The following is a 14,439-nucleotide window of genomic DNA, read 5'->3' as shown; positions in this document are numbered from 1 at the left end:
GAGGCTCTGCGAACCTGGTCCGATGGCCGCGCCCCAGCACCCTGCCGTCGTTGGTGTGACCGGCCCGCATGCGGTAGTGGGTGTAATAGAAGGCGTGCGAGCGCACCTGGTTGATGACCGGGGCCAGCAGGTCGTTGTACTCCACGTTCACCTTCAGCAGGTCGATGAAGCCGGGCTCCACCATCTTCTGGAAGCCCACCGTCCAGGCGCGGTTCTGCTGCGGCTCCATCATGAAATCGCGGGCGTTGTAGTTGTGTCCCTCGCGAAAGTACTCCCCGTACACCTCCGCCATGGCCTCCGGGAAGAGCCAGCGCACGTAGATGCGAGCCCACCATGTTGCGCATGCCTTCGTGCTGCCCGTCACCCTCCACGGGTGACCAGCACGTCTTTCTGGGTGGGGTCGTAGATCGCGAAGAGGTTGGAAAAGAGGGAGCCCTCGCTGACGAACTGGTGGTAGGCGCGGGTCCACCCCAGGTAGAGGCCGGGCGCGAAGGAGGGCGACCAGGTGAGGTTGAAGCCGTTGAAGAGGCGCTGCTGGCGGTGGTAGGGGTTCGGGTATTTGAACCATTTGGAATCCTGCGGCCATCCTACGGTCCAGGTAAACTCCACTGTACCGATGTAGGGCACGCCCACCGGTCCCCTGGTCCCCAGGTGCAGACGCGGAAAGCCCGGGGCGTTGTTGCTCATCACCAGCGGGTAGCGCACCGCGGGTCCCCACCACATCGGCTCGGTGCTGAAACCGGCCGAAAGATTGCCGTAGTCGGCCCGCAGGGAGGTGTGTCCCCAGTCGAAGGTCCAGAAGGGATTCGGGTCCAAAGCGGTAGGGGCGGTCGATGATGCCGCCGTTGAGCGCCCCGTAGGCGGTCTCCCCGTCCTCCTCCACCTGGTGACGTAGCGGGGCACGATGAAGGCGCGGTTCTCCTGCCAGGCCACCTGGGGACGGAAATTGAGGGTGAAATGGTCGTAGCGGGCGTAGAATCCCCCCTGCCACTCCAGGTTGGAGCCCCTGCCCAGCCAGGTGGCGGCGTTGTTCTCGCCGTAGGGCACCTTGGAGTTGTAGGCATAGCGGATAGTGGGGTTCGTACACCCCCACCGTCAGGCCGGGAAGTCCCCCGGTACTCGTCGTACTCGCGGTAGGGAAGCGGGCGGTTCCACCAGTTGCCCCGGTCGCCGGCCTCTTCCATATAGCGGTCGTAGGCCGACCAGTTGAGCGCGCGGCTGGTAAAGGGATGGGTCAGGCGTGGATTGAGGAGCTGCTGCAGGCGGAACTGCTCCTCGCGTATATCCCCTACGGGAATCACCTGCGCCCGGAGGACGGGAGGCGCCGCCGCCAGCACCAGGAGGCAGGCCAGGAGTATGGCGCGCATCCCGACGCCGGTTCCAGACGGGCGGGAAGAGGTTGGGTAAAACAAATTCCGTTCTGTTTGGGTCATGGTGAAAGCGGGGCGCGGACCGGCCCTTTCGCGGCGCCCGTAAAATAAGGAGACCGCCCCTTATTCAATAGTTTCTTCACTGGCGGGCGCCCGCGCCCCTCCATATAGAGGGAGTCCGGCTTGCGGGGCCTGCCCTCTGCGGCGTCCAGCCCGTAGCGGGAAAAACCGGGAATGGCGCTCTCCTCCGCCTCCCGGCGCGCGATCTCCTCCAGGCCGTGCCGCTCCAGGAGGCGTCCCAGTCTGTAGCTGTCGTACATCTCCCGGTGTACCTCCCCCGGAGCGCCGGAAGAGCCCCTCGCGGAAGGACTCCAGCGCCTCGCGGCCGGCCAGCAGCCGCACGGCCGCCTTGGCCGCTTTTCGGCGCAGCGCTCCAGGGCGCCCGCGGTGCTGCCACGGTGCGGCGTCCTCCTCCCTCTGCGCCCCCTCCAGGAACCGGGCGGCCTCCTCCCCGTGCCGCTGCAGAACGAACGCATTCTGGTCCGGCGCCAGCTCGGCCGGATGACCAGAGCTCGCCCAGCCTCCCCCCGCTGCGCGATGCGCCCCACCTGGTCGTAGAGTTCCAGGTAGGAGTAGCGGTAGGGAAAGCGGGCGCCTTCCTCCCCTCGCGCACCTTTCCAGGTAGTGCAGGTAGTTGCGGCAGATCTCCTCCAGGTCGGGTCACCGCCACCCGGAGGACGCCCCCTGGCCTGAGTACCCTTCGCTGCTCGCGAATAAAAAAATCAGCCTCCTCTTCGTCCAGGTGCTCCAGCACATGGGAGGAGTAGCAGGCGTCCACCGTCCCCTCCCCGAAGGGCAGCCCCTCCCGCAGGTCGTGGCGGCGTACCTCCGGGTGGCGGGGCGCCAGGTCCAGGTTCACCCAGTCGGGGTGCCAGGTCTCGCCGCAGCCGATGTTGAGCAGTGTCTTTGCAGATGCCATGGGTCGATGGAGGGATGGGTTCCTCTTGCCGTGGGGCGGAAGATCCGCGCCGCCCTAAAATAACACACTTCTGGCCACTGCCACCAGCCCTTTCCCGGGATATGAGCGCAGGTGCATTTCATTGATGATATGAATACATTGGTCTCGACATCAAGACATGGACCAAAATTGATGTAATATCTTGCATTCCTTATTCAAAAAAACAGCCGAACTGTTCGGGATCTTCCACGCTCCGACGAAAAAGACGAACCTCCCAGGGACATCCCGCAGCACATCAGAGAGATCTACCGCCGGGTTGAATCCTATACCATGACCAGTTCCGAGCGCATTCACGCTCTCGTTACCGCCATCGAATACCTCGTATCGAACGACATCGAAGGCGATATTGTGGAGTGCGGCGTCTGGCGCGGCGGCTCCATGATGGCAGCGGCCCTGGCGCTGCGGCGCCTGGAGGTCGGCGGACCGCGACCTGCTGCTCTACGACACCTTCGAGGGCATGTCCCCGCCCGGGAGGTGGACGCCGACCTGGCCGGGCGCAAGGCCTCCAGGCTGATGAAGGAGGCGGACCCGGAGACCTCCCACGTCTGGGCCGTGGCCAACATGGACCTGGTAAAGAAGAATATGGCCTCCACCGGCTACCCTGACAGAGCGCATCTCCTACGTGCAGGGCAAGGTAGAGGATACCCTGCCGGCCAAGGCGCCGGAACGCATCGCCCTCCTTCGGCTTGACACCGACTGGTACGATTCCACCCGGCACGAGCTGGAGACGCTCTACCCGCGCCTGGTCCCCGGCGGGGTGCTGATCATCGACGACTACGGACACTGGCAGGGAGCCCAGAAGGCGGTGGACGAGTACCTGGAGACGCACCGGCTGCCCCTGCTGCTCGGCCGCATCGACTATACCGGGCGCATGGCGGTAAAGTTGACAGACTGAGCTGTTATTTCCCTTTCCTAATGTTTATACTTAGGTCTTTTACCTAGCGAAAAGGACATCATCGGACGGTTGGGCGAAAAGGACATCGCCTGCGGCTCTACAACGGCTTCAATCCCCACGGGAATCACGTGTCGGAACTGACCATACATATAGGTCTCCATAAGACGGGGACCTCCTACCTGCAGCGGGTGGTGTTTCCATGCATGGATCAACTGCATTTCGCGCTGGGATGGGACCGCCTCGGGTCGATCATCCTGGAGGCGGGAAGTGAGGGGAAGATCCTGATCAGCGACGAGCAATTAAGCGGGCGGTTTACCCTGGGGAAAATGGGTGGAAGAGTACGAAAAAAACCTCCGGAACATCCGGCGTCATTTTGACGACCCCGCCATCATCGTAGGTTTTCGGCGACATGACACCATGCTGCTCTCCCTCTACAAGCAGTATCTCCAGCAGGGCGGGACGGCACCGTTGGACCGCTTTTTCAATCCCGGAGATAGTGAAACCATCGTGAGAAGAGAGGATCTGCTGTTCAAAAAGCGGCTGCAATATCTGGAGGATCGATTCAGCCGGATTTTCGTCTATACCCAGGAAGAGATGAGCGACCGGCTCCCCCGGCTGACCGAGGACCTGGCCCGCTTTCTCGGCGTGCCCGTACCCGCCAGCGAGGAGGTCACCGAATCCAGGAAAAACGTCAGCGTGAGAGGGGAATTCCAGGTGCGCCTGCTCCGCCGCCTGAACCGCATTAACCGGAAGCTGAATACGACTCCCTGGCTCCCATCTCTCGACAACCGTCTCTTCGATTGGCTGGACCTCAGCCCGAGACGGCTGACGCAGAGGCGGCTGGCGGGCGTGGAAAGCAGCCCGATGACCCTCCCGCCGGACCTGCAATCCTGCCTGGAGAAAGAGTTTGAAGGGGACTGGGCGTACGTGAGGCAGTGGACCGAGAACCGGATGGACTACCGCTTCTCCACCAGGTAGCGGTGCCCCAGCACCAGGTGGGTCAGTCCACTGTTAAAAAAAGTGCTCAGGGCGTCGTCGGGTGAGTGCACAATGGGCTCGCCGGCCACGTTGAAGGAGGTGTTGAGCACCACCGGAATGCCCGTCTCTTCGCCAAAAGCCTCGATGATGTCGTGAAAAGGGCCGTTCTCCTCCGGGTCCACCGTCTGCGCGCGGGCGGAGCCGTCGACGTGCGTAATGGCGCCCAGGTTCGGCCGGTGTTCCTCGCGGACCATCACCACCTTCTCCATATAGGGGCAGCGGTAGCCGGGCTCCACCTCGAAGTATTCGTGCACGCGGGCGGCGGGAACGGCGGGGGCGAAGGGACGGTAGGCCTCCCGGTACTTGATGGCGCTGTTGATCTTGTCTTTGGTCGCGGCCTCGCGCGGATCTCCCAGGATGGAGCGGTTGCCCAGCGCCCGTTCGCCGAACTCCATGGGACCGTTGCACACCGCCACCACACCCTCTTCGCTCAGCAGGCGGGCGATATCGCGGGCGGGATCCTCCAGCTTGCGGCAGGCGATGTTCCTGCGCTCGAGGACCTGCTCGATCTCCTCCTTCCCGAAGGAGGGGCCCAGGAAACTGGTCTGGTAACGGGGCATTCTGGATTCGCCGAAGACGTTGTGCGCCAGGTAGAGGGCCGCGCCGATGCTGTTTCCGTTGTCTCCGGGCGCGTGCGGGATGTAGACGTTCTTGAAATCGGTGAGACGGGTGACCTTGCCGTTGAAGACGCAGTTCATGAAATAGCCCCCGCCCAGCACCACGTTCGGGCAGCCGGTGAGGTTATGCAGGTGGTCGAGCATGTGGACGGCGATCTCCTCGGACACTTTCTGCATGGCCACGGTCACCTTCTTGGTCCACGTATCCGGCACGTCGCCCGCCTCTCCCCTCCTGCCGCCCAGCAGGTCCACCAGCCGCTGCCGGAAGACGTGCGGCTGGGCCACGTCGCCGGGCTTGTAGAAATTCTGGTCCAGCTCGAAGAGTCCCGTCATCGAGAAGGCGGACCGTACCGCCGAATCTTCTGGTAGAAGTCGGAGGCATCCACGTCGTAGGCCGAGAGGGCCATCACCTTCCACTCCTCGCTGTCGGGCTGGTAGCCCAGCAGCTCCGTGAAGGCCGCGTAGAAGGCCCCCAGGGAGTGGGGCATGTTCTGGGAGGCCAGGATCTCGAAGGAGTTGCCGCTTCCCATCCCCAGGGTGGTGGTCTCGAACTCGCCCCGCCAGTCGGCCGTCAGGATGGCCGCCTCCTCGAACTCCGAGAGATAAAAGCTGTTGGCCGAGTGAGTGCGGTGGTGCTGGATGTGATAGACCGGGGGCATGGCGGAACCGTCGGGGAAGGACATCTTCACCCACTCGTCTGTCTCGCGCTCCGTCAGCCGGTAGAGGTTGTCGGGGATGGCGTAAAGATCGTTTTCAGCGGTGGATGCGGCGGCCGGAGACCAGCGGATTGAACTTGATCCAGGCCGCCCGGGGTTCCAGGCCTGGGCTACGGCGTCGACCTCCTCCCACTCCAGTCCGCCTGCCTCCAGGCAGTAGCGGACGGCGTTGATGGGAAAATCCTTGGTCTTCTTTTCCCTCGTGAAGCGCTCTTCGGCCGCGCCGGCCACCACCTCTCCGTCCACCACCAGGGCGGCGGCGGCATTGATCTCCCCGTGATTCAGACCCAGTATCTTCATGGCGTGTTCGTCGCTGCGTACAGGTGCGAAATAAGTGAGTTGAGGATAATCATGTTCCGCGCAACATTCAAGAGATCCGGCTGCCCAGGCAGGCGTCGCCGCGACGCAGCAGGGCCTCGCTCCGCCGGTCCAACTCCTCAAGCGTGGAGGTCTGCAGCTCCTCCCTGCCTCCCCCCACCTTGCCTTTGCGAAAGAAGAGTTCCTCTTCGTTGACCGGGTCGACGGCTTCTTTCTGCTGCAGCTTCTTGAAGCGGTGGTGTTCCACCGCGCGCTCCGCCTGTCCGGGCTCCACGGGAAAGTCCAGCCATTCGCAGAGTTCCAGCAGCAGGGGTACAGCGTTCTCCGAGAGCTGTTCGTAGGAGAGGATAAAGATGGCCTCCTCGCCGCCCTCGAAGGCCTCCAGGTAGCTCTCCACGTGCTCTTTCCAGCTGTCGAACTGCTCCAGGCAGAAGGCGTCCACGCCGGTGTTCCCCAGCTTGTCCGCCAGGTGTTCGTAGCGCAGGTGAAAATGGTAGTGGGAGACCAGTGCATCCGCCGGATTGCGGTAGATGTAGATGTGGCGCACCTCGCCCCGGCGGGAGGCCGGGTAGAGCTTCTGGATCGTTTCGATGCGATCGTGCGTCTTGACCGTCAGTCCGGGCGCATGCGGCAGCCTTTCGGCCTCCGCCACCGCGTTGAAATCGCGGTCGGGAATGAGCTTGTCGTGATGGATGGGGAGGGTGGTGTCGGTCTGGCGCCCGTTCTTCTGCAGCATGAGGTCCGCCAGCAGCTTGCGCAGCCAGGTGTTGCCAGAGCGGGGATAGGAGCTGACGAAGACCACGCCATCTCCCCGGCGCAGCACCTTTCGCAGGAAGAGCTCGTTGCGCAGGGGCAGCGGGAAGAGCAGCTCCGAGGAGCCTTCGGGCAGGTAGCGGTCGAGACGCGAAAGCAGCTCGCCCGGCAGGGCGTTCGCGATTCGGTGTAAGATCTTCATGGGCCTTCGAGGGATCTTGGTGGTTGCTTCCGTTCAGGCCTCGGCCGCCATGCGCACCAGGGTGAAGGCCTCGGCGTACTCTGCTCCCATGCTCACCCCGTGGCGCCGGGCGAGCGCCCGGAGGGCCTGCGGCGAGCGGGGATGGGGGTAGCTCCTCGACTCGAAGGTATAGGCCTCCATGCCCTCACACTTCGCCTCCACGTCCTCTTCACGCACGGGCAGGTAGAGGTTCGGGCGGAAGGGCCGCGGGTCGTCCGCGGCCTGCCATTCGGTGCTGGAGGGGGTCTCGAAAGTGATGAGGCAACGTACCTCCTCCGCCTTCATGGGACGTGTGGCGGTGAGCACCGCCTGGAAGGTGCGACGGTGGTCGACGTTCAGATCTCCGCTGTGGTGGGTGAAGATAACCTGGGGGCCGAAGTTCTCTTTTTCGCGCTCCACCGTCTTGACCAGGTCGAAGCAGCTCCACGCCGTCAAAGCGGTTGTCCGGGAAGTCGTGCACGCCCACCGATTCGTAGCCGATGATCTCCGCGGCCCGGTGGATGCAGGCGCGGTGCTCCTTCAGCTTCTCCTCCCACTGTCCGGGATCCCGCTCCTCCGCCCGCGAAGTCAGTCCCTCTCCCAGGGTGACCGCGCCGGCAGGTGCAGCCGTACTGCTCCGTCAGCGCCGGTGAATGGCCGCGCCCTGGCCCAGCAGTTCGTCGTCGGGGTGGGCGGCCACCACCAGTATGCGTTTGCCTTGCAGGTATTCGGTCATAGCCAGGGTGCCTTAGGATGAGATCATATCCAGTATGGAACGGGACTCCCTGCCGTGGTACATCAGCAGGTCCACGATGGAGAGCCAGGGGACGAACTCGCCTTCCCCTGCTCGTATTCCGGGTAGTCGTAATCGTGAAAGGTGAGCGTGATGCCCGCCTCTTCCCAGAGCTCGGGGGTGAGGTAGTTTCCGTCCCAGCGGGCCGGACAGGTACTCTCCGTGGCTTCCCGCTCGCGGCAGATCCACAGCAGCAGCTCCTCCCCCTCCCCTTCCGCCTCCAGGTCGGAGGCCTTGAGAAATCGGCAATCGATGTCGAGGTAATCGCACACCAGGTCCACGAAGTAAAGGTTGATATCCATCAGCCGTTCCCACTCCCGGTCGTACAGCTCTTCCAGAAGGGGAAAGACTTCCTCGAAACAGGGCGTCCCGAATGAGTTCATCTGTATGGTGCGCTTGTGCTTCTTCGGCCACTTTTTCTCATGTTCCGATATATGGGAGTTGAGAATCAGCTGGTCGCTGCTCTCCTGGTGGACGGGCACCGAGAGCCAGTGGGGACCATGCTGGGTCATGATCTTGTTGCGGTTCTCCCAGTCCCTGTCTGAATATTTCACCGTATTGGGGATAAACGAACTCGTCGGACAGAATGATGCGGTGAAAATAGTTGAGGGAGGGAAGGTACCGGGGCTGGCTGATGTGGATCTGCTTGGGCTCGCTCATGCTGAAATCGGGGATTTGCTTCGGTCGAATATAAGAACTATTCTACGAATTCCATCTCATTCGGGCTACCTCGCGTAGGGACGCAGTCCCACCTGGAAATTGGGCAGGTGTCCCCCCTCGCGCGAAGACTCGTCCAGTTCCCGCAGGGAGAAGAAGAGCCGGGTGAGGCTGCGGCCGCTGCCCGTCTCCACATGAAACAGCATGGGCATGGCCGCGCAACAGGAGGGTTCCAGCCGGATGTCAAGGCCTTTCCGCCCGTCTCCCAACAGCGCCACGCCGCCCGTGGCTCCGAAGCCGCTGTTGCAGGAAACCAGCGTGGAGCCGGCCCGGGTGTGGTCGCAGTTGCGGTCGATGTCGAAGGTCTCCATCGCCTCCCCGCCGTTATGGCAGGAGATCTGCAGGTCCGAATCGTAAAATTCGGGGTTCAGGGTGACGGTGGCCGTTCGTATCACGCTCAGCGGGGGATCCCAGTCCGGAAAGGAGTAGCCCAGGTGCAGCGATTCTTCCTTCCGGTGCACGGTAATGTGCTTCCGGAGGGTGCCGTGGGAGAGCGGTATCTCCGCCGTGATGACCAGCCGGTCTTCGTCCAGCCGGTAACGGGACGGACCCACTGCAGGTCGGTCAGGCGCGCGCGTTCCACTGGGAGTTCGATGACGGTGCCCCCGAAGTAGTAGTCGGCGCCCAGTTCGATATTATGGAAATAACCCTGGGGAAGGGTGCCCGCCAGGGAACGAAAATCGTGGGAGCGGAAGGCCAGCTCGTAGAGGGTTAGTCCCCTGCGCAGATTCAGCCTGAGGTGCACGCCCGGCGTCTCCAGATCCAGGTAGATCCTCTCCTCGTCCAGCCGTGCCTCGACGCCCTCCCCCAGGACGCGCGCCTCTCCCCTCCATCTCAGAGTGGCAGACCGGGTCTCCCCTCCCCGCCCCGGTTTCGCCTGCCCGTCCGCTCCTCTGCTGCGGAAGGTCCAGCCCGTAGCGCTGGTAGCAGTCGTCGAGCCGCCCGCGCATCTTTGCCCACCGCTCCCCGGTGATGTGGGTGCGGTAGTCGGAGGACCAGAGCTCGCAGAGCTCTCTCCATTCCTCTTCGCCGGCCTCCTTCTGCTCCAGGTGACGGCAGAGGCGGTGGCAGGCCGTATTGAGCCAGAGATCGTCCCGCCCGGTCACCGCCCACCGGCTGACGTTGTACTTGGATTTCTTCTTCACGGGAATGGGATTGACGACCGAACTCACCAGCCGGCGGCTCTGCCTGGGCGCGGCCGCGAGATGGCCCTCCATCGCCTGCGTGGGAGGGAGCCACTCCAGGCCGCACGTGCGCTCCAGGCGACGGCAAATCTCCCGCATGCGTTTCCACTCCCCCTCATCGTGCAGGTCGGACTCGGCGTCGAAGCGCCCCGGCCGATAGTCAAAGGTCTCGGCGTCGTTGCAGTAGATCGGCAGGACGGTGCCGTCCGTTTCGGCCCGCTGTTTGACGTCCGCGAGAGGTGCTCGCCGGTGGGGATGTCGTGGTGCACCACCCGCTGGAAACGCTGGAACAACGTGGAATCGGACCGGAGCACCGGCAGTTCGCTTTTTATGCCTTGGGCGTGAGAGGGGTGGTGGAAAGAGGGGTATGGTCGAGGGAAAGGGCCAGGCGCACATTGTCGCGGTCCAACAGGATGCCCCGGTAACCCGCCTCCGCGTAGATGTCCACCATGGAGGTGGAGAAGGCCATCTCGTTCACCAGCGCGATGGAGGGCGTCCTGTCGAGCATCTCGCGGTAGGCACGCAGGCCCAGCTGCTGGTTGTGGCGATTGACCGGGGCGGGAAGCAGGGGACCGATGATCCCGGCACAGACCCGCTGCCGATAAGCTCGACTTTTCCCTCCTCGAGGAGCCGGCGGAAGCCGATCCACCCAGCCCGCGTCGCGGTCGCGGATCTCCCGGAGGGTCCACCCCGTCAGCTCAGACGCCCACAGGAGGATGCCCTACCCCTTCGGCCCAGGTCGAGCACAGGATGGTAACATTTGCGAATCACCTCCTCGCGCCGCTCTTCGGGGATGGAAGAGAAGGCCATGTTGAGATGGAATACCAGGTAGGCGGGGGTCATCGTTCCTCCATCATGGTGAGTATTTCCCCGGCAAGGGCCTCCGCCCCGTCACCGGACGTCAGCTCACGCGATTTGCGGGAGAGGCGGCCAGGCCCTCCTCTGTGCGAATCCATGAGACTCGCCAGGCGGTCGCACCGCCCGGTCCGCGGGCTCTGCGCGGTCAGGGCCACTCCCCTCTCCCCCACCTTCTGCCATGCTGGCGCCTGTCCGCGTTCCCGCGGGCGCCAGAACCACGGTGCGGCACCCGTACTTGAACAGTTCGAAGACCTTGTGACCCCATAGACGGTCAGGGCGTAGGAGGCGCGCTGCATAAGCTCGTCCAGCCGGGGCGGCGCGTGGTGAATCTCGTAGGCCAGGCGGGGCTCCTCCGGCCACGCCGGCTCCCCGGCGTAGGGTCCCCGCACCCAGTGCAGCTTCGTCCTTTGCGGCAGCTGCCGGTCGAGCAGCGACGGCAGCCTGCCGGTTCAGCTCAGGGTCGCCGCTCCCGCCCGTCAGCACCAGCACGTCCGGGCCGGGCTTCCAGGGCTTCGGCTGCAGGCGCCGGTTTCCCGTCAGGCAGTCCCAGCCCCAGCGCACCCGGACCGATTCGGGCACCTTGTTACTGCCCGGAAAGATAAAGGAGGGAATGAAAAGCAGGTCGAGTTTGCCGGCCAGGGCCTTCGGTCCGTCCACCCCGACGCGGAGCACCCCCTCGGCTCCCATCCAGTCCAGCAGCCTCGCGGTGCAGGGAGGCAGGTGATCGGGACTCAGGTCGGCCGCCAGCACGGTCGGGCAGCGCCCCCTCCTCGTCCCGGTGCTCCGACGGGGCACCGAGCCAGCAGCGGCGCCACTCTCCCTCCAGGAATGTGTGCTCGAAGGCTGTCCAGGGTCCTCCCGCTTGACGGGGGAACCGAACAGGAGAAGACGCACCTCCGCTCCCCCGCTCGCGCAGGCGCGGCGCGGCCCCAGCGAGCGGGTGCAGATGCTCCAGCCCGATCTCGGGTCCCGCCTGGGTGACTATGAGTACCTTTATAGCCATGTGGCCTCTCGAACGCTCCGCTAACTTTCTCTTTTCCATTCCTCTCGCACCGACTTGAAGGGGCGCAGCCCGTCGCTCGGATCCGTCCGCCAGGGGCCATCCGGCTCTCCGGCAGGGACCGGCTGCTTCTCCCCTTTCTCCGTTCGGTCCTCCCACCCTTGCGGATGTTGCGGATGACCGGCGCCATCTCCTCAGGCAGCCAGCAGTGTCCCCGCCGTATTCGGCCCCCTCCCCCTCCAGGTCCAGGTGAGCTTCCACGGTGCCGGCCTTCCAGCGATGCACGGCGCGGTAGATCACGGCCGGTTCCACGGTATGGTCCGACCAGCCGATCCGGCAGCCGGTCCGTTCACGGAGGGTGGCGATGGCCGCCAGGTTCGCCTCCCGGTAGGGAGAGTGGGGATAGGCGGAGGTGCAGTGAAGCAGCTCGGGCTCCTCGCAGCCGCTGGAGACGAGCACCTCCACGGCATGGGCGATCTCCTCGAGAACGGCCATGCCCGGTGGAGAGGATGACCGGCAGGCCGGTCGATGCGCAGCGGGCCAGCAGGTCGTCCCAGAGCAGCTCGTAGGAGGCGATCTTGAAAAAGTCGACGTAGGGTTCCAGGAAATCGACCGCCTCCAGGTGGAAGGGCGTGCAGCCCATCTCTACGCCCGCCTCCCGGCTGGTTTCAGCCAGCTCGGGGAAACCACGCTTCCGGCAGCTCCCACTCTTCCCGGCTCGCCACCACCTTCGGCACGTTCCAGGATTTCGGGTGCGAAGAGACGGTCGACCTGGAAGAGCTTGAAACTTCACCGGCGTCGCCCAACCCATATCGGCCGACCGGCGCACGAAGGCCTTGCAGCGCTCGAGGTCAGCGTTGTGGTTGGAGGAAACTTCGGCGACAAATCTGGTCACGGCGTTGCGTGTTCTTCGAGAGTACAGAGTCGACAGCCTCGATCACCCGTCCGGCCCGTTCCCGGGCCTCCTGCCTGCTGTCGCCCGTCACTATCACCAGCCCGGGTCGTGCAACGTGATGCGTGGGAGATTCGATGCGGTCGCCCTCCTTCATCCAGAAGACAAGCAGGGCGACCCCGGGATCCTGCCTCACCCAGTCGGGCACGCGTATCTCGCGGATCACGCCCGGGTCGGGAACAAAGTAGCGCTGACACACGTTTCGCGGCCTGGTCATTTCGGGCTCCAGGTTCCCGGTCGGAACATCCAGGCCCAGGGCGGTGCGCAGGGCCTGGCTTCACGAAATCCACCCCGGTGTTCAGGGGCATTTCGTGGGCGCGGCGAAAAAGCCCTCGCGACATGCCGAAGGGCCAGCTCGATGATATAGGGTACCCCCCAGAAGACGCAGGTCCCCCTTGACGACCCCGGTTTCAATGTCCAGTTTCCGGATGTGGAGGTCCGCCAGCAGCTCTCGCGCACGGGTGATCTCTCCTCCGGCAGGAAACTGGGAAGGTCGCCCCCGTTTTCGATGATGTGGGGGCTAGTTTTTCCAGAAATTCGTAGTTGCGGTCCGATATGCCGGCGTGTGGGCCTCCCCTTCTACCACGAGGGTCTCCGCGCCAGCTGGGGACCTTCCAGGAATTCCTCGGCCATTACCTGCCCGGAGGGCGAGTGGTCGAGGGCGTGCCGGAACGCCCACTCCAGGTCGATCTCCGGCGCCAGCCGCAGCACGCCCCGCGCGCCCCGGTTTGTCCACCCCGGTTCGACAATCGAGCGGGGAGCCGTACTCCCCGGCCGGCCATGCTCTCCAGGTCCGCCGCGCTCTCGACGGGATGATAGGCGGGGATCGGAATATCGCGCTCCCCTGGAAGAAGTTTTTCATGGCCAGCTTGTCGGTCGCCAAGCGGGCGATCTCGACCGCGCAGCGGTACCTGGCAGGCCGAGATCCTCCGCCACGCGGGCCACGGTCAGCGGCGCGTCGGTGGCCATGGCGGTGACCCCATGGAGGGGATGCACCTCCCGGTGGTAGCGCCGGGCGGCCTCCACGGTCTCCTCCACATCGTATAACCAGCTGGGCCAGCAGGCTGTCATCCGCCGCCTCGATATCCCACCGCTCTCCGGATTGTAGTCGCTGACCACCGTATGAAGTCCCATCTCGCGGGCCGTGCGTATGCCGGGGAGGGTCCCGCTGGACCTCCTACAAAAGAATGGCCTTTTTCATCGCGCTAGAAATAGAGTCCGCCGTTTACGTTGACGGTCTGGGCGGTAATGTAGCTGGAGGCGTCGGAGGCGAGATAGACGGCGGTCTGGGCCACCTCTTCGGGAGTGCCCAGGCGGCTGAGGACGATATCCTCGGCGGCCTGCTGCACGGCGGCCGACTTCATGCCTTCGGCGGCCATTTCGGACTGGATGAGTCCGGCGGCCGAGGGTGTTGCAGCGCGACGTCGGTACTGGTGCGCGCCGAGAACGCGCCACCACTGTTCCCGAGGCCGAGATGAGCCCCGCCTTGCTCCGGCGGCGCAGCGCGCTGGTGCGCGGCCCCCCGGTACTGCCCGCTCACCGAGCCGATCATGGCGATGCTGCCTCCCCCGCTGTCGGCCATGTGCGGCAGCGCCTCCTGGGAGCAGACCAATCGGGCCCTTGAGGTTTACGTCCAGCACCTCGTCCCGGTCACTCCTCGTCGGTCACCTGTGCCGAAGTCCGTCGGGTTGTTAACGCCGGCGTTGTTCACCAGCACGTGAAGTCCCCCGAAGTGCTCCACGCAGGCCTGCAAGGCCTCCTGCACGGAGGCGCGGTCGCGCACCTCCATCTGTAGTACCAGCGGCTTGCTGCCGGTCTCTTGGGTGATGAGATCGGCGGTCTCTTCGGCCGCCTCCTCGTTGGCTACGTAGGTAAAGGCCACCCGGGCGCCCTCGCGGGCCATTTCCAGGGCGATGGCTTTTCCTATGCCGCGGCTTCCGCCGGTAACGAATGCGATCTTGTCCTCTAACTGCATCATGAATACGTTGGA

General features: G+C 64.3%; 23 protein-coding genes. 4 read left to right on the top strand and 19 right to left on the bottom strand.

The features are described 5' to 3' along the window. Window positions 1–360 precede the first annotated feature (360 nt). Window positions 361–1,047, bottom strand: a complete 687-nt coding sequence (locus U5K31_02560) for a capsule assembly Wzi family protein (GenBank protein MDZ7771612.1) — start codon at window positions 1,045–1,047, stop codon at window positions 361–363. A 462-nt stretch (window positions 1,048–1,509) separates the two neighbouring features. After that, the gene (locus tag U5K31_02555) at window positions 1,510–2,349 is read right to left on the bottom strand and encodes a methyltransferase domain-containing protein (GenBank protein MDZ7771611.1); all 840 of its coding nucleotides are present in this window, start codon (window positions 2,347–2,349) and stop codon (window positions 1,510–1,512) included. Between the two features lie 309 nt (window positions 2,350–2,658). Between U5K31_02555 and U5K31_02550 the strand changes: the two genes are divergently transcribed. The 3 genes from U5K31_02550 (at window position 2,659) to U5K31_02540 (ending at window position 4,261) form a co-directional block, all read left to right on the top strand. Then, window positions 2,659–3,078, top strand: coding sequence for a TylF/MycF/NovP-related O-methyltransferase (locus tag U5K31_02550; protein ID MDZ7771610.1), 420 nt, complete (start codon window positions 2,659–2,661; stop codon window positions 3,076–3,078). Continuing rightward, window positions 3,011–3,283 carry a TylF/MycF/NovP-related O-methyltransferase gene (locus U5K31_02545; protein ID MDZ7771609.1) on the top strand — a complete coding sequence of 91 codons (273 nt, stop codon included), beginning with the start codon at window positions 3,011–3,013 and terminating at the stop codon, window positions 3,281–3,283. Before U5K31_02550 ends, U5K31_02545 begins: the two co-directional genes overlap by 68 nt. Window positions 3,284–3,613: 330 nt before the next feature. Beyond that, on the top strand, window positions 3,614–4,261 hold the full coding sequence (locus U5K31_02540; protein ID MDZ7771608.1) for a hypothetical protein: 648 nt from the start codon (window positions 3,614–3,616) through the stop codon (window positions 4,259–4,261). On the opposite strand, the gene U5K31_02535 is transcribed toward U5K31_02540, so the two are convergent. The 4 genes from U5K31_02535 to U5K31_02520 all read right to left on the bottom strand — a co-directional run bounded on the left by U5K31_02535 (window position 4,240) and on the right by U5K31_02520 (window position 7,401). Beyond that, window positions 4,240–5,271, bottom strand: a complete 1,032-nt coding sequence (locus U5K31_02535; GenBank protein MDZ7771607.1) for a carbamoyltransferase C-terminal domain-containing protein — start codon at window positions 5,269–5,271, stop codon at window positions 4,240–4,242. The two genes, U5K31_02540 and U5K31_02535, sit on opposite strands and share 22 nt — an antisense overlap. After that, complete coding sequence (locus U5K31_02530; protein MDZ7771606.1) at window positions 5,268–5,954, bottom strand: carbamoyltransferase N-terminal domain-containing protein; 687 nt, start codon at window positions 5,952–5,954, stop codon at window positions 5,268–5,270. Before U5K31_02530 ends, U5K31_02535 begins: the two co-directional genes overlap by 4 nt. Window positions 5,955–6,021: 67 nt before the next feature. After that, a complete protein-coding gene (locus tag U5K31_02525; GenBank protein ID MDZ7771605.1) occupies window positions 6,022–6,927 on the bottom strand; it encodes a sulfotransferase domain-containing protein in 906 nt (301 codons plus the stop codon). Between the two features lie 33 nt (window positions 6,928–6,960). Then, entirely contained in the window at window positions 6,961–7,401 is a 441-nt protein-coding gene (locus tag U5K31_02520; GenBank protein ID MDZ7771604.1) for a hypothetical protein, read from the bottom strand. A gap of 44 nt (window positions 7,402–7,445) precedes the next feature. On the opposite strand from U5K31_02520, the gene U5K31_02515 reads away from it, so the two are divergent. Beyond that, on the top strand, window positions 7,446–7,598 hold the full coding sequence (locus U5K31_02515; protein MDZ7771603.1) for a hypothetical protein: 153 nt from the start codon (window positions 7,446–7,448) through the stop codon (window positions 7,596–7,598). A gap of 145 nt (window positions 7,599–7,743) precedes the next feature. On the opposite strand, the gene U5K31_02510 is transcribed toward U5K31_02515, so the two are convergent. The 13 genes from U5K31_02510 to U5K31_02450 form a co-directional block, all read right to left on the bottom strand. Then, complete coding sequence (locus U5K31_02510; protein MDZ7771602.1) at window positions 7,744–8,292, bottom strand: WbqC family protein; 549 nt, start codon at window positions 8,290–8,292, stop codon at window positions 7,744–7,746. A 171-nt stretch (window positions 8,293–8,463) separates the two neighbouring features. After that, the gene (locus tag U5K31_02505) at window positions 8,464–9,009 is read right to left on the bottom strand and encodes a hypothetical protein (protein MDZ7771601.1); all 546 of its coding nucleotides are present in this window, start codon (window positions 9,007–9,009) and stop codon (window positions 8,464–8,466) included. An 81-nt stretch (window positions 9,010–9,090) separates the two neighbouring features. After that, entirely contained in the window at window positions 9,091–9,738 is a 648-nt protein-coding gene (locus tag U5K31_02500; GenBank protein MDZ7771600.1) for a hypothetical protein, read from the bottom strand. A 229-nt stretch (window positions 9,739–9,967) separates the two neighbouring features. Beyond that, complete coding sequence (locus U5K31_02495) at window positions 9,968–10,288, bottom strand: hypothetical protein (GenBank protein ID MDZ7771599.1); 321 nt, start codon at window positions 10,286–10,288, stop codon at window positions 9,968–9,970. A gap of 44 nt (window positions 10,289–10,332) precedes the next feature. Further along, the gene (locus U5K31_02490; GenBank protein ID MDZ7771598.1) at window positions 10,333–10,482 is read right to left on the bottom strand and encodes a hypothetical protein; all 150 of its coding nucleotides are present in this window, start codon (window positions 10,480–10,482) and stop codon (window positions 10,333–10,335) included. Then, window positions 10,479–10,886: a hypothetical protein gene (locus U5K31_02485; GenBank protein ID MDZ7771597.1), complete on the bottom strand. Its 408-nt coding sequence runs from the start codon at window positions 10,884–10,886 to the stop codon at window positions 10,479–10,481. Before U5K31_02485 ends, U5K31_02490 begins: the two co-directional genes overlap by 4 nt. A 194-nt stretch (window positions 10,887–11,080) precedes the next feature. After that, window positions 11,081–11,956, bottom strand: a complete 876-nt coding sequence (locus tag U5K31_02480) for an N-acetylneuraminate synthase family protein (GenBank protein MDZ7771596.1) — start codon at window positions 11,954–11,956, stop codon at window positions 11,081–11,083. Continuing rightward, on the bottom strand, window positions 11,847–12,392 hold the full coding sequence (locus U5K31_02475; protein MDZ7771595.1) for an N-acetylneuraminate synthase family protein: 546 nt from the start codon (window positions 12,390–12,392) through the stop codon (window positions 11,847–11,849). Before U5K31_02475 ends, U5K31_02480 begins: the two co-directional genes overlap by 110 nt. Then, window positions 12,349–12,666, bottom strand: a complete 318-nt coding sequence (locus tag U5K31_02470; protein MDZ7771594.1) for a hypothetical protein — start codon at window positions 12,664–12,666, stop codon at window positions 12,349–12,351. The genes U5K31_02475 and U5K31_02470 overlap by 44 nt, the downstream gene beginning before the upstream one ends. A gap of 362 nt (window positions 12,667–13,028) precedes the next feature. Continuing rightward, window positions 13,029–13,160, bottom strand: coding sequence for a hypothetical protein (locus U5K31_02465; protein ID MDZ7771593.1), 132 nt, complete (start codon window positions 13,158–13,160; stop codon window positions 13,029–13,031). A 147-nt stretch (window positions 13,161–13,307) separates the two neighbouring features. Further along, a complete protein-coding gene (locus U5K31_02460) occupies window positions 13,308–13,583 on the bottom strand; it encodes a hypothetical protein (protein ID MDZ7771592.1) in 276 nt (91 codons plus the stop codon). A gap of 71 nt (window positions 13,584–13,654) precedes the next feature. Beyond that, entirely contained in the window at window positions 13,655–14,089 is a 435-nt protein-coding gene (locus U5K31_02455) for an SDR family oxidoreductase (GenBank protein MDZ7771591.1), read from the bottom strand. Continuing rightward, a complete protein-coding gene (locus U5K31_02450) occupies window positions 14,077–14,427 on the bottom strand; it encodes an SDR family NAD(P)-dependent oxidoreductase (protein MDZ7771590.1) in 351 nt (116 codons plus the stop codon). Before U5K31_02450 ends, U5K31_02455 begins: the two co-directional genes overlap by 13 nt. Between the last annotated feature and the right edge of the window lie 12 nt (window positions 14,428–14,439).

This window comes from Balneolaceae bacterium, from assembly GCA_034521445.1.
GTDB lineage: Bacteria > Bacteroidota > Rhodothermia > Balneolales > Balneolaceae > JAXHMM01.
The sequence above is the reverse complement of the archived record's forward strand: the minus strand, read 5'-3'. Positions and strand labels throughout refer to the sequence as shown.